Consider the following 14,026-nt stretch of genomic DNA (forward strand, 5'->3'; position numbering starts at 1 on the left):
TAAGAGACAGGTACGGGGGTCGCGCGGGGCGGGTTCTCCCCCGTCCATCGCGCGGGCGGCGGCCACGAGCTCCCGCAGTCGCGCCGTCCACTCGGGGACCTCTCCCGGATCGCGGACGCCGAAGAAGTGGACGTAGGAGAGGGCGTTCAGAATCCGGTACGTGTGCAGCCGGAATTCCGCGTCGTTCGGCGAGGGGTCGCTGCTCGTGGTCGCGTACCCCTGGAGGAAGGCCGCCCGGTGGGAGGGCTCCGGGAAGCCCCACAGTTCCAGCTTGACGAAGTCCTCCAGCGGGTCGCCGGGCCGCAGGAAGTCCAGATCGATCAGCGACACGGTCCCGTCGGGACCGATGAGCACGTTCGGCAGGTGCAGGTCGTGGTGGGTCAGCCGGGCGGCGCCGCCGGGTCCGAAGAGCCCGATCAACCGCCGCACGGTGGCGGCGGTTTCCGCCAGCTCGGCCTCGGAGAGTGCCGTGCGCTCCCGGTGGCGCTCCAGGAGCGTGCCGAGCTTGTCCCGGGCGAGCCGCCGGGTGTCGCGGCCGGCCTCCGGTGCGACCCCGCGGGCGTAGGGGATGGTGTGCAGCTTCCCCACCAGAGCGCCGAGGTCCCGGAAGGCCGCGGCCGCCTCCGCGGGCGAGGCGTCCTCCAGGTGGTCCTCGAGGTCCCGCCCGGGCAGCCACTCCTGGATCACGTACGCGTGGGGCCCCGGCGCCGCCCCCGCCCCGTCGAGCCGGTCGACCGTCCCGAAGCCCAGGACGCGGGGCACGCGCACACCGTGCTCGCGGGCCGCGCGGGAGGCGTCGGCGGAGCGCTCGAAGTGCTCCTGGGCCGCGCCGGGGTCACTGTTGACCTTGACCAGCAGGGTGCCGCGGTCGGTGGCCACCCGCCAGCCGGCGCTGAACAGGCCCTTGGTCGTGGGGACGGGCTCGCCGAGCGCCCGGACGCCGGGCAGGGCCCGGTCGAGCAGCGCTCCGACGTCCACGGTCGTGGGGGCGGGCATGGACACCTCCGTGGTGTTCCGGCGGGGGCGGGGCAGCAGGTCGCGCAGTTCGCCCAGGCAGCGCTCGGCCAGGGCGGCCGCCGCGGGTGTGCCGCCCGCGTCCGTCGTGGCCATGAGGCGGCTGAGCGCGTGGACGCCGCGGTAGGCGCGGACGGTCGGGTGGTCGGGCTCGTGTCCGGTGGTGGCGCGCCACCGCTCGGGAGGCAGGCGCCACTCCCAGGCGAACCGCACGAGGTCGAGCAGCGGGTCGCCGATGACGGACAGCTCCCAGTCGACGAGGTGGACCGCGCGGTCGCCGGCGAGGAAGTTGCCCGGGTGCGGGTCGTTGTGCAGCAGTCCCATCGGCCGGTCGGGGAGCTCCTCGACCAGGGCCCCGATCACCGAGCTGGCGCGTACGGCGTGACCGAGCCGCTGCTCGCGGAACCGTTCCTCGTACGCGGAGAGCCGCGCCAGCAGGAAGTCCCGCCAGGTCCGGTGCCCGGGGCGCTCGGCGAGGCGGCCGACGGGCCGGGCACCGGTCGGGACGCGGTGGACGCGATGGAGGAGTTCGAGCGCCCGGGGTGCGGTGACGGGGGCGGCCGGGTTCCGGGCGCCGACCCGGGTCATGACCGTGATCGCGCGGCCGCGCCAGGCGAGGGAGGCCAGGAGCCTCGGGGCGATGTCGACGGCCCGGAGCAGGCTCAGGGCCTCGGCCTCGGTCCGTCGGCGCCAGTGCTCCGCGTAGATCTTCGCGACGGCCGTCCGGCCGAGGAACACCACGGTGTTGCCGCTGGGCCCGCCGTTGCGGGTGCCGGTTCCGGTGCCGGCCGGCGGAGACGTCATGGGCTCTCGTGCGCGGCCGTGCCGGCGGCCCGGGCAATGGCCGCGGCGAGTTCCCCCAGCTCCGTACCGGCGCCGAAGTCGACGGTCAGGGCGGGGAGGGCGAGAAGCCGGGCGACGGCCCGGCGCGCCGTGTCGAGGAGGGTGGCGCGGTCGCTGGTGCGCAGGCCCAGCCAGTCCTCGACGAACGTCTCGTCGTCGGGCATCATGCACTGCTCGGTGAGCATCCGCCGCGCCAGCTCGGGGTCGGCCGCCCGCACGGTGAGGGGGACGCCGGTCGGCCGGGCCCGGGGAAGGACGACCACCCCGGGGCGCACCTCGTCCACCAGCCGGGTGCCGGTGCGGTGATGCCACTCCTCCGCGAGGACGCTCAGCTTCGCACCGCCGCCGAACCGGGCCCAGTCGCTGGTCCGGTAGTCCGGCTGGGGCCGCAGCAGCTTCCACCGCACGGCCGAGGACAGGCCGAGGGCGTTGACCGTGCCGGCGTTGAGCCGGATGGGGACGGGCATCGCCACCGCTCGCGGGGGCCCGGCGCCGTCCGCGCCGGGGCCGGCCTCGATCATCACGCGGTCGTTCGCGACGAAACCGCCCGCGGTCCCCTCCAGCGTGGCGAGCGCCAGGGCGACCGTCGACTTGCCCGCGCCCGACCGGCCGACGATCAGCGCCCCGCTTCCGTCGGGCAACTGGGCGCACGAGGCGTGGAAGCCCACCCAGTGGCCGTCCTCGGCCCGGCGATAGCCGTACTCGCGCAGCTGGCGGGCGAAGTTCAGATGGCCGTACGGGTGGGTGGTGCTGACACACACCAGGCCCCGGTCGGACCGCACGACGAGGACGGGGCCCTCGGCCTCGCTCGTCGCCTCGGCGAAGGTGGCCGTCGCCCCGCCGGTGAGGGTGTACTGAACCGCCGGCGCGTGGACGTGCATGTGCACGGGGGCGGCCGCGCCGGATCGCGCGCGGACCTCGGTGAGCAGCTCCCGGAAGTCGGCCGGGGGCAGTGCGAGGCCGACCGCGGCCCCGTCCCCCGCGGCGGGCTCCCTCGGGTCCTCGCCGGCCCACAGGGCGTTCCCCGGCACGAACAGCGAGCGGAGGTAGTCCACCTGTCGCTTCTCGTTGCTGCCGACCGCGAGCCGGTGGTCGCCGAGCCGCACGGTGCACACCGGGCCGGACACCCGGGCCAGCAGGTCGTCCGGCCTGGTCAGCAGATCGGCCAGGGCGAGGGCGTCCGGGGAGGCGGTGTCCGGGACGAAGGTGTCGTCGAGCTGGTGGGGCGTTGTCACGGGCTCACTCCACGGGTTCCAGGGCGGCACGCCATACCGACCGCGTTCCCGGGTCGCCGGCGCTCAGGTACTGGTGCGGTCCGTCGACGACGCCCCAGCCGGCGGCCGTACACTTCCGCCTCAGCTCGTGGGGCGGCAGCAGCGTCATCACCTGGCCGTTGTCCAGGGCGAACCGGTCGGGACCGAGGCGGGTGAGGGCCGGGTCCACGTGGTCGGAGCTGAAGAGGTTCAGGGACAGGACGGCGGCGGGAGCCGCGACGCGCCGCAGTTCGGTGAGCGCCCGTCCGATCGCCTCCCGGTCCGGGAGGTTGTGCAGCACCCCGTGGCAGACGAGCACGGAGGCGGCAGCGTCGGCGAGCGGTATCCGGCACGCGTCGGCCTGCGCGTAGCAGCCGCCGGCGCCTCGCCCGTCCCGCGCGGCGGTGAGCATCTCGCGGTGCAGATCGAGGGCGAGGAGCCGGTAGCCGCGCCGGGCCAGGAGCGGCAGATTGCGCCCCGCGCCGCATCCCACGTCGACCGCGAGATCGTCCGGGCGGGCCGCTCGTGGGACCAGCGCGCTCAGGTACGCGGGAGGGGCCGCCTCCCCGAAGGCGGTGACGACGTCGGGGCGGCCCCAGTACTCCTGGGGAGGCCGCCCGGTGGCCGTCGCGCTCCGCGGGTCACCAGGTCCGGACAACGGTGTATCCCTCCGACCACGGTCGGGCGGTGAGGACGTCCAGGCCCGCCGACCGGAGGCGCTCCGAGGCCGCCGCCGCGTCCCGGGTCAGCGCGAAGAAGGTGGGCCCGACGGACGACAGCCCCAGCACGTCGACGACCCCCTCGGGGAACAGCGGCTCCACGGCCCCGGCGAATTCCAGCAGCCTCGGGTGCGAGAAGGAGCAGTTCTCGATGCTTCCCATGCGGAAGCGGTAGTCGAAGATCAAGCGTCCGAACTCCCTGACGTCACCGTCGAGAAGCGCCGGCCAGGCATGGTGGACGAGCCGGTAGGCGATCTCCCGTGCGTAGCGCTCGCCGGTGTCGCGGAATTTGTCGAAGTGGCGTGCCTCCTCGCGCAGGCTCTCCGCGCCGTCCCATCGCTTGAGCCCCGGGGGCACGGCGAGCAGAACGGTGTAGCCCTCGGGGATCTCGGCGGCGAGGGTGGGCGTGGCGTTCCCCGCCACCACCTGTGCCGATCCCTTCATCAGCCCTGCGGCGGCGGAGCCTCCGATGCACTGGACGGGAATCAGCCGGTCGGTGGTTCCGTCGATTTCCTCGCCGTGGTTGTCCACCAGGAATTTGATCAGTTGCCGCGCCGGGAGGGGGCGCCCATAAAGCTCGTTGATGGCGGCGGAGACCGCGGCGATCGTGGCGCTGCTGCTGCCCATGCCGATGTGCGGGGGCAGCGGTGCCTCATCGACGCGCACGCGCAGGCCCTGTCGGGTGCCCAGGAGGGAGCGGGTGATCAGGGCGGCGTGCCGGGCCAGGACCGGCCGGGCGGAGTCGGGTGCCACCGTGACCTCCTCGCTGTCCGACAGGAGTTCCACGCGCACCGTGCGGAACAGGTCGCAGGCGAGGAGGAGTTCTCCGGCGGGAAAGCCCGTGCCGCCGCCGTCGCCGCCCTGGGACGCGACGATTTTGCCGGGGTCCAGCGCCATGGCGTTGAGGCGCGTCGGATAGCGAAGCTCCAGCCCGGTCGCCGTCGGCGGTACGGGTCGGGCGACGGGGGGCCGGGTGCCGCGGATCTCCCCGACCGGAACGGGCCCGAAGCCGGGCAGGGTGTGGGCTGTGGGGTTCATTTCTCTTCCTCTGCCAGAGATCGCAGGGAGGCGGTGTTCAGTTCGATGATCCTGTCGAGTACCGCGTCGCTGTATCCGCCGCTGCCGAGCGATCCGTCGGGCCTGACGCGCATGTTGTCCCGCGCCAGTTGTCGGTGCGGATAACGGAATCGCAGAACGCGCAGGAGCAATGCGCGATACGCCGCGCGGACGGGCGGGCTGCCGAGCGCCACGGCGGTCCGCCGGCGGACCGTCGTGCCGTCGAGAGCCAGGAATTCCTCGCAGACGGCACGGTGCGCCGGCGGCAGATACGTGATGTTCTCCGTCATGTAGTCCGCGTGCCAGGCACTCATGTCCGGATCGCGCGCCCGGTGCGCGAACAACATCACGTCCAGGGCGAGCAGGGGCATTTGCGCGCCGCCGGGGGCCGCATAGTCCCGGCCGTCGACGGTGATCACGGGGAAATACGGCCGCAAGTGACGGGAGAAGAGTTGTGGGGACACTTTTCGCTTCACATCGACGAGCCGTGCCTGCAGTACGTCGATGCTTTCCCGGCTCGCCCGCAGGGCGTCGACGAGGGGTCGCTCGTCTTCTTCGGCGGCGGTGCCCGACACTCGGGGAAACAGGGTCCCGGCCAGACGTTCGACGGCGTGATTGAGGTGAATGGTCGCTTCCGTCACGCTGCTGATGAAGAGTTCCTCTTCGGGCGTACGGGTGAAGGCGCGCCTGCGGGCTCCGCTCGGGTTGCGTGTGGCGTAGCTGTACACGGTGTCCCGCGGCACCTCGCCTGCCAGTTCGCCGAGTCGGCGCAGCGTGGAGTCGAGGGCGGTCACATCGGCGGCGGGGTCGTGCCGGATCGCGGAAGCGATGAGGAAGCCCAGGTCGCGCAGGGCCGCTCGGGCGTCGAGCGCGGTGGTGACGCGGCACGCGCCGGCGAGCCGGTGCGCCCGCGCGAGAAGCCAGGCCACGTCCTGGCGTTCGTTGGCCTCGGCCAGGGCGGCCATGGTGGGGTCGGCCCCCAAGGGGTCGCGGTCGGCGACCTCCTGGTCCTCCCGGTTCTCCCGGGCGGCCGAGAATGCGGTGCTGGTGACGGTCACGGACGCCTTCCTTAAGGGGCTTCGCGCTCATCCGGTACGGGAATCGGCGGCATTCCGGCCTGCGGACGACCCACGTCGTGGAGGATCTCGGGCATGGCCGAACCAACCGCTCATCCGCCACATGTCGTCACACAGGGCTCATGGGGGCAAGCGTTTTCTTTTCCCGCCCCGTCAACAGCAGCCGTGCCGATACGGCTCCGGATGCCACCGCATTCCTGACCCGCCGTCACTCAAGAGCGCGCGCCGCTCGACGGATCGTCCTGATCGGTCACCTTACAACGCCGATGTGTCGCGACGGAGGTGACGCCATCCTTCGACCGGGCGACCGAAGTACGGACAGGGGGCTGTCCGTGCGGAGTTGTCGTTCCCCGCGGGTAAAGCCCCTCCCATGGTACGTCGCGGCGGCTTCCGCAAACAGTGACCGAGATCACTGATACCCGGTGCGCGGTCGGCCCTTCGGCGGTGACGCCTCCTCGGAATCACCTCACCCCCTTGCGATCACCGTCGATTTTCCCCTCCCCCAGCCGAGTTGGGGGAACTCAATGCCCTTGCAGCCGCCATCGATGTGCGTTACGTTCCTGGGGCCTCACGACCGGCGTGAATGACCAGCGGATCGACACCATCGCCAGCATCGCCAGCCCGGAACTCTCAACTCCGTTCGGTTGCTCGCCCCACGCGTCACGTCCCTCGAATCCCTTGCCCAGAACCACGTGCCCCACGGGCGGATGACGTCGGCGGTCGATGCGGCCCCTTTCGCTACGAACCAACGGTATGAGCGTGACGCGCGCATTTCTCCTTCTCGGCCAGGCAGTTGTGGTGGTCTTCACCCTGCACTCCCTGTGGGTCCTCCTCTCGGTCCTCGTCGTCGCCCGCTGGCTGGGCCGGGGCGGGCGGCCGGCGACGCGGCCGCTCGAAGCCCCGCCCACCGTGGTCGTACTGCTCCCCGCGCTGCGCGAGCAACGCCTGGTCGCCGAGACGCTGTCCTTCTACGCCACCGTCGACTACCCCGGCAGGCTGCTGCCGATCGTGGTGACGAGCGAGCGGGAGGAAGCGGAACGGCGGGAGCGGGAACAGGCCCTCGTCGACGTGTTCGCGCGGCTCGGTCCCGGCTGCACCGCCGAGCAGTTGACCAGGAGCCTGAGTGCCGCGCTGTCGCCCACCGCCGGCAAGGCCGTCGCCGGCGCGGTCCTGCGCGCGGAGCCCGCCGATGCCGCGGAGCGCCTGCGCGTCGCCCGGCAGGCCCTGCGGAACCTGCCCACCACCGCGCAGGTGTGCGACCGGGTGATCGCCGACCTCCGGGGGCGGGAGGGCACCCGCCCCTGCTACCGCCTCCACTACCCGGACACCGTGGGCCGCAAGGGTTCGCAACTGAACCACGCGGTGGCGCGGCTGGACACGCTGGGCCTGGCGGAGCCCATCGACCCCCGCGACACCCTGGTCGCGGTCTACGACTTCGACGCGGTGCCCCACCCGGGGACCTTCACCGCGGTGGCCGCCGAGGCGGCCCGCCGGAGAGCGGCGCACCGGCCCCTGCCGCGCATGATGCAACAGGTGCAGGTGCCCTTCACCTTCCGCGACCGGTTCGCCGGTGGGCTCGACGGGCTGCTGATGCGCGGCCAGGTCCTCTACTGGCTCCGGCGAGGGCTCGGCGTGGAACTGCGCCGCCTGCTGTTCAAGGAGTGGCTGGAGCGCCGCCGGCTCCCCCGCGCGGTGAAGGGTGTCGCCCGGCCGCTGATCTACGGGATCGGCTCGGGGATGTTCTTCCGTCTCGACGCCCTGGGGGTCGCGGGCCCGTTCCCGGAGCCGCACGACGACCTGGCGATGGGCTACCGCGCCTCGTTCATGGGCTGGGAGACGGTCCCCGTGCGCAGCTTCAACCTCACGGAACCGTACTACTCGACGGCCTCACTGGTCCGGGCCTGGGGCAATGTCGCCTACGCCGGCACCCGCATCGTGGACGACCTGCGCCATGTCCGGCGCCGGGGCGCCCCGAGCCCCCTGCGGGGCTGGGAACAGTGGGCGCTCGTCGCCCGGGAGTGGCTGGACACCCTCGTCTGGTTCCTGGGCACCCTGCTGGTTCCCGTGGCGATGGTGGCGTCGGCGTTCACCGGCCCCGGCTGGCTCCTGCTGTCCCTCGGCGCGCTGGTGCTGGCCTATCCGCTCACCGCGGCGGTGGTCCTGTTCCTCGTACCGCGCCTGGGCGAGCACCTGGGCACCGGCGGCGCGGCACCATGGCTGCGGGGTCGCCGGGCGACGGCCCTGCTGATCGCCACGTTCGTCGCCCAGCCGTTCGTCAGCTCCGCGGGGCCGTGGTCCCTGGCCGGGCGAGCGGTGGCCACGGGGCGCCGTGACGCGACGCTCGTCACCGGAAAGACGGAGCGCTAGCACCAGCGACGACACCACCGAGACCGATCGACAGCGGCCCGACGGAAGACCTGTCGAACGCAGAACAGCCAGCCCGAAGCGCGAAAGGGTGCGGAACTCCCGCGATTACATGAGGTATCTACAGCTCGGCCACAGCGGCGTACGCGTGTCCGCCGTCTCCCTGGGCGCCTTCAACTTCGGCGGCCCCACCCCGGAGCGGGAGGCCCGCGCCGTCATCGGCGAGGCACTCGACGCCGGGATCAACGTGATCGACGTCGCCAACGTCTACCAGGAGGGGCGCAGCGAGGAGATCGTGGGGCGGGCGCTCGGCTCCCGGCGCGACGACGTCCTCATCGCCACCAAGTGCTACAACGAGGTGGGCCCCGGCCCCAACGACCGCGGCAACTCCGCGCTCGCGGTGAAGCGGGAGTGCGAGCGTTCCCTGCGCCGGCTCGGCACCGACCACATAGACCTGTACTACCTCCACCGGCACGACCCCCACACGCCCGTGGAGGAGACCCTGGGCGCGCTGGAGGATCTGGTCGCCGCCGGCAAGGTCCGCTACATCGGGACGTCGACCGTCCCCACCCCCGAGGAGATGGCCGAGCAGCCGCGCCCCCTGGGTGCCGTGCCCAGCTGGCGGATCGTGGAGATGCTCGGCCTCGCCCGGGGCACCCGGCTGCCCCGGGTCGTCACCGAGCAGTCCCCGTACAACCTGCTCGAACGGGAGATCGAGCGGGACGTGCTGCCGCTGTGCGCCGAGTACGGCGTGGGCCTGCTCACGTACAGCCCGCTCGCGATGGGACTGCTCAGCGAGCGGTTCCTCGGCGGCGCCGCGCCGTCGGAGGCCCGCTTCACCGAGTGGTTCGGCCCCTCGGGACCCGTGTGGGACCCCACGTACCGCGCGCTGGAGGAGCTGTCCCGCCTGGCCGGCGAGTGCGGCATGACCCTGCCGGAGTTCGCACACGCCTGGTCCTACGGGGCCCCCGGAGTCACCAGTACGGTCATCGGCCCGCGTACGCTGGGACATCTGCGCTCCGCGCTGGCCGCCTACGACACCCCCCTCGACGCGGCGGCCCGGGCCGAGGTCGACCGCATCGTCCCGCCCGGCACCAGCCTGTGGTTCCGTACGGTCGAGCGGAGCCATCGGACGCGCGCGGCCGGCGCCTCGCCGGACGGCACCCCTCCGACCGACACCTCGCCGGCCGGCTCATCACCCCGGGACGGCGCCTCCGACAGCGGCCGTCGGGACGCCGCCGAAGGGAGCCACCTGTGACGACTCGCCCCGCACGGCGCCCGCGCGTGCTGCTCACCAACGACGGCCTGCTGGACACCTTCTGGGCCTTCCTGCGCGAGCGCTTCGAGGAACGCCTGGCGCCCACCTGCGACATCCAGTACCTCGATGTGCGCGAGGCGAGCATGGCCGAGGTGGACTGGCCGGCCGTGGACGCCGTGGCCCTGTTCGGCGGGGAGCTCACCCCCGACATGCTCGACCGGGCGCGCCGGCTCGCCGTCGTCGGCAGCGAGACGGACAACCTGGGCATCGAGGCGATCGAGTCCCTGTGGGAGCGCGGCATCCCCTTCGTCGAGGGCACGCCGGGCTGGGGGCAGTCCGTCGCCGAGTGCGGCCTGGCGCTGATCCTGTGCGCCCTGCGCCGCATCCCGTACTGGCACCAGAAGGTGCTCGGCGGGTTCCGCCCGTGGGAGTACCCCTACGTCCAGTTCTGCGACGACCCGCGGTTCGTCAACGGCACGGTCGGCGGGAAGACCGTAGGCGTCCTCGGCCTGGGCGAGATCGGCGGCCGCCTGGCGCAGTGGTGCGCCACCCTGGGCGCCCACGTCGTGGCCCACGACCCCTACCGCGTCGCGGAGCGGTTCGCGGCCGTGGGGGCCGAGCGGGTGTCCCTGGACGATCTGGTGCGGCGCAGCGACATCCTCGTCGTGGCCGTTCCCGACACCCCCAGTGCCACCGGCATGGTCGACCGGGACCGCGTCTACGCGCTCCGTCAGGGAGCGATCGTGGTCACCATCACGCGCAGCGCGGCAATCGACACCGCGGCGCTGCGCGAGCGGGTGCTCGCCGACCAGCTGGCGTGGGCCGCGGACGTGTACGACGTCGAGCCGCTCCCCGTCGGCGACCCCCTGATAGGTCGCGACAACGTCGTCCACCTCCCGCACATAGCCGGGCGCACCAGGGACGCCAACATCGCGGTCGCGGACGTGATCGCCGACGACTTCCTGCGTGTCTTCGCCGGCCGTCCGCCGATCCACACCATGACCCCCGAGCGGCTGCGCGTCCGCACGGGCGACCCGGGCTCCGCCACGATCACCGAATGGAACAACACATGAGCGAGAACTCCGTCCCGCGGCCGGCCCCGGCCACGAAGATCCGCCCGAGGGTCCAGGTCGTGGCGGGCATCGTCCGCTCCGGCGACGAGATCCTGCTGGTGCGGGAGGTCATCGCGAACGAGGGCCCGCTCGCCTGGTCCCTCCCCGGCGGCGGGGTCAAGGCGGGCGAACTCATCGACGAGGCGATGCGGCGGGAGCTGCGCGAGGAGACCGGGCTGGAGGTGGGGGAACCGGAGGGGATGGCCTTCGTGGTCCACCACGACACGCCCGCGTACCCCTCCGCGATCCTGTGCGGCCTCGAATACCGCTCCTGGCGGGGCGAGATCGCCGTGGCCGATCCGTCCGGGGACATCGTCGAGGCCCGGTTCTTCCCCATCGAGGAGGCGATGCGCGAGATGGCCGCGACAACCGGGCTCCCCCACCACCAGCCGGTCGTGGAGTACCTCAGCGGCCGGGCCCCCGCCGGCACCGCCTGGCTCTACCGGCGTGTCGAGGGCGGCGAGGACCAACTGGTCTCCCGCATCGCGCCCGTCGGCCCGGCGGCGGCGGCGTCCGCGTAGCCCCGCGCGGCGCGGACACGGGGAACGGCACGGAAACGGCACCGGCGAGCACGGGGAGCACGGGGGAATGGCACGGGAACGGGGAGCCGACGGAACATGACGAGCGGACAGGCGAACATCGTCATCGGAGCGGGGCCGTGCGGGCTGGCCGCGGCCCACACCCTGGAGCGGTCGGGGGCCGGGGTCACCGTCCTGGAGAAGGAGGGGTACGCCGGTGGGCTGGCCGCCTCCTTCCGGGACGCCGCCGGATTCGTCTGGGACCAGGGCGGGCACGTCGTCTTCAGCCACTACGGGGAGTTCGACGCCCTCGTCGAGCGGCTGATGGGCAGTGAGGTGGAGCGCCACGAACGGGTCTCGTACATCCTCACGGGCGACCGGCGGGTGCCGTACCCCTTCCAGCGCAATCTCGCGTCGCTGAGCCCGCCCGACGCCCTGGAGTGCGTCCTGGGGCTCATCGACCGGCCGCGGCAGGACCGGGACGACTTCGCCGCGTGGATGCTCGCGCACTTCGGGGAGGGCATCACCCGGCACTTCATGCTGCCGTACAACACCAAGGTGTGGTCCACCCCTCCCCGGGACATGTCGACCGAGTGGCTCGGGGAGCGGGTGGCCACGGTGGACTGGCGGACGTCCCTCACCAACCTGGTCCTGGGCCGCGACGACCCGGGCTGGGGCCCCAACAACACGTTCGTCTATCCCGCGACCGGGGGCACCGGCGAGCCGTTCCGCAGGCTCGCCGCGTCCCTGCGCGACGTCCGTCACGGCACCTCGGTGGTGCGCGTCGACCCCGACACCCGGCGGCTGACCACGGCCGCGGGCGAGGAGATGCGCTTCGACCACCTCGTCAGCACCATCCCCCTCACCCACCTCGTGCGGGCCCTGACGCGCTGCCCCCGGGAGGTGCGGACGGCCGCCGCGGCCCTGCGCCACAACCAGGTCCGCGTCGTCGGGATCGGTGCCGAGGGCGCCTCGGCACCGGACTGGAACTGGATGTACTTCCCGGACCCCGACTATCCCTTCTACCGCGTGACGAACCTGGGCGGTTACGCGCGGGGGAACCTCCCCGCGGCGGGCGGCCCCCACCACTCGCTGATGTCGGAGATATCCGCCCCCGCCCACCAGGACCTCTCCGCCGTCGACTCCGTCGAACCCACCCTCGCGGGGCTGCGGCGCGCGGGGCTTCTCGACGACGGCGCCCGGGTGTTGTCCGTCCACACCCGCGACATCCCGATGGCCTATCCGATCCCCACGCTGGGCCGCACGGAGGCGGTGGCGACGATCCTCGACTTCCTGGACAGCCGGGGGATCTACTCGCGGGGCCGGTTCGGCACCTGGCTGTACGAGTACGGAAACATGGATCACGCGGTGAAGATGGGCATCGACGTGGCCCTCCGGCTGACCGACGGAACGCCCGAGACCATCCCGCTCCCCCATCTGCGGGCGGCGGTCCTGTCCGCGGCGGACGAAGGCAGGTGACAGGCCATGGGAGACCTTGACAACGGCTGGACCGTCAGCGACGCCTTTCCGGAGCATCCGCTCGCCCCCGACGACGTGCTCGCCGCGCTGGCCGCGGCACGGGCCGAGACCACCCGCTGGGACGACCCCGAGGAGACCCGGCTCGGCTTCGCCATGTCCGCGCCCGACCCGCTCGCCGTGCGCGCCTGGACCTCGTTCCTGCCGGCGAACACCAACAACGTCGGCGTGCACACGGGCTTCGGCGCGGGCACGTCCGGCACCCGCCGCCTGGAGCGGGAAGCGCTCCTGTGCCTCGCCGGCCTGTACGGCGCGCCCTCCGCAGAGGGCTACCTCACCTCGGGTGCGACGGAAGCGGTGATCCAGGGCCTGCGCATCGGCCGCAACGCGGTGCGGACGGGCCCCGGGGACCGGGTGGCCGTCGTGACCGGGGAGTTCGCGCACCACTCGGTGGCCAAGGCTGGGGAGGTGCTGGGCCTGGACGTCGTCCCGGTGCCCGCCGACAGCGGCTGGGTGCTCACGCCCGAGGCGGCGGACCGGGCGATCGACTCGGCCGTCGCGGCGGGCGCCAGGGGCATCCTCCTCGTGGCCACGGCCGGCTACTACAACAGCGGGCTGTGCGACCCCGTCGACGCCCTGTCCGAGCTCATCCGGGAGCGGGCGGTCCGCGACACCGGCCGGATCGGCTACTTCTGTTACGTCGACGCCGCTCATGGCGGCTTCGTGTATCCGTTCTCCGCGCCGGACCTGCCCTTCGACTTCCGCAACCCCGGCGTCCACGCCATGGCCGTCGACCCCCACAAGTCCGGGCTGCTCCCCTACTCGTGCGGCGTGCTGCTGACGCGCAGGGGGCTGCTGGCCCACGCCACCGCCGTCAGCCCGGTCACCGGCGTGGTCGACGACACGCTGATCGGCTCCCGGCCCGGCGCGGCGGCCGCCGCGCTGTGGTCCGTCCTGCACGGGTACGGGCGCTCCGGCTTCACCGCTCTCACCCGCGCGTGTCTGGACAGGCGGGACGAGCTCGCGGACGCCCTCCGCGCCGCGGCCCCCGGCTGCCTGGTGCGCACGGCCCCGCACGCTCCGGTGGTGTCGGCCGCCTTCGACATCCCCGGCGGGCGCCTCCCCCAGGACTTCGAGAACCGCTACCGGCTGGTGGCGATCAACGCCCCGACGGCCGGGGGCGGCCGCCGCCCGCACTACCACTTCTACGCCGGCCACAGCCTGACCGAACGCCAGCTCGACTCCTTCCGTGGCCATCTGGGCCGCGCGCTGGCGGCGGCCGCGGCGGATTCCGGCGGGCCGGGCCGCGGCGCCGGGGAAGGGCCGGCGGAATCCGC

At 73.1% G+C, this 14,026-nt stretch carries 11 protein-coding genes; 6 read left to right on the top strand and 5 right to left on the bottom strand.

Annotation, left to right across the window (positions count from 1 at the left end; genetic code table 11):
* From ACSNOD_RS19210 to ACSNOD_RS19230, 5 genes are all read right to left on the bottom strand, one after another.
* The coding region (locus tag ACSNOD_RS19210) for a phosphotransferase (protein ID WP_436768205.1) at nt 1–1,818 on the bottom strand (1,818 nt) is incomplete at its 3' end.
* Nucleotides 1,815–3,092, bottom strand: coding sequence for a hypothetical protein (locus ACSNOD_RS19215; RefSeq protein WP_436768206.1), 1,278 nt, complete (start codon nt 3,090–3,092; stop codon nt 1,815–1,817). The genes ACSNOD_RS19210 and ACSNOD_RS19215, both read right to left, overlap by 4 nt.
* 4 nt (nt 3,093–3,096) lie before the next feature.
* Entirely contained in the window at nt 3,097–3,768 is a 672-nt protein-coding gene (locus ACSNOD_RS19220; protein ID WP_436768207.1) for a class I SAM-dependent methyltransferase, read from the bottom strand.
* The gene (locus ACSNOD_RS19225) at nt 3,752–4,867 is read right to left on the bottom strand and encodes a GHMP family kinase ATP-binding protein (RefSeq protein ID WP_436768208.1); all 1,116 of its coding nucleotides are present in this window, start codon (nt 4,865–4,867) and stop codon (nt 3,752–3,754) included. The genes ACSNOD_RS19220 and ACSNOD_RS19225 overlap by 17 nt, the downstream gene beginning before the upstream one ends.
* A complete protein-coding gene (locus ACSNOD_RS19230; RefSeq protein ID WP_436768209.1) occupies nt 4,864–5,943 on the bottom strand; it encodes a monodechloroaminopyrrolnitrin synthase PrnB family protein in 1,080 nt (359 codons plus the stop codon). The genes ACSNOD_RS19225 and ACSNOD_RS19230 overlap by 4 nt, the downstream gene beginning before the upstream one ends.
* A gap of 777 nt (nt 5,944–6,720) precedes the next feature.
* Between ACSNOD_RS19230 and ACSNOD_RS19235 the strand changes: the two genes are divergently transcribed.
* The 6 genes from ACSNOD_RS19235 to ACSNOD_RS19260 all read left to right on the top strand — a co-directional run.
* Nucleotides 6,721–8,328, top strand: coding sequence for a hypothetical protein (locus tag ACSNOD_RS19235; protein WP_436768210.1), 1,608 nt, complete (start codon nt 6,721–6,723; stop codon nt 8,326–8,328).
* 109 nt (nt 8,329–8,437) lie between these two features.
* A complete protein-coding gene (locus ACSNOD_RS19240) occupies nt 8,438–9,583 on the top strand; it encodes an aldo/keto reductase (RefSeq protein ID WP_436768211.1) in 1,146 nt (381 codons plus the stop codon).
* Nucleotides 9,580–10,656: an NAD(P)-dependent oxidoreductase gene (locus ACSNOD_RS19245; protein ID WP_436768212.1), complete on the top strand. Its 1,077-nt coding sequence runs from the start codon at nt 9,580–9,582 to the stop codon at nt 10,654–10,656. The genes ACSNOD_RS19240 and ACSNOD_RS19245 overlap by 4 nt, the downstream gene beginning before the upstream one ends.
* Nucleotides 10,653–11,216, top strand: coding sequence for an NUDIX domain-containing protein (locus ACSNOD_RS19250; protein WP_436768213.1), 564 nt, complete (start codon nt 10,653–10,655; stop codon nt 11,214–11,216). The genes ACSNOD_RS19245 and ACSNOD_RS19250 overlap by 4 nt, the downstream gene beginning before the upstream one ends.
* 96 nt (nt 11,217–11,312) lie before the next feature.
* On the top strand, nt 11,313–12,692 hold the full coding sequence (locus ACSNOD_RS19255) for a protoporphyrinogen/coproporphyrinogen oxidase (protein ID WP_436768214.1): 1,380 nt from the start codon (nt 11,313–11,315) through the stop codon (nt 12,690–12,692).
* Between the two features lie 6 nt (nt 12,693–12,698).
* Nucleotides 12,699–14,026 (top strand): pyridoxal phosphate-dependent decarboxylase family protein (locus ACSNOD_RS19260; RefSeq protein WP_436768215.1); only part of this gene is annotated, 1,328 nt, incomplete at its 3' end.

The sequence above is a fragment of the Streptomyces sp. URMC 123 genome (assembly GCF_051386515.1).
In the GTDB taxonomy this organism is placed as follows: Bacteria; Actinomycetota; Actinomycetes; order Streptomycetales; family Streptomycetaceae; genus Streptomyces.

What these genes read in the sequence shown, in the direction of transcription:
- ACSNOD_RS19225 (WP_436768208.1), bottom strand. Translation starts at nt 4,867, where the DNA reads ATGAACCCCACAGCCCACACCCTGCCCGGCTTCGGGCCCGTTCCGGTC.
- ACSNOD_RS19240 (WP_436768211.1), top strand. Translation starts at nt 8,438, where the DNA reads ATGAGGTATCTACAGCTCGGCCACAGCGGCGTACGCGTGTCCGCCGTC.
- ACSNOD_RS19250 (WP_436768213.1), top strand. Translation starts at nt 10,653, where the DNA reads ATGAGCGAGAACTCCGTCCCGCGGCCGGCCCCGGCCACGAAGATCCGC.
- ACSNOD_RS19255 (WP_436768214.1), top strand. Translation starts at nt 11,313, where the DNA reads ATGACGAGCGGACAGGCGAACATCGTCATCGGAGCGGGGCCGTGCGGG.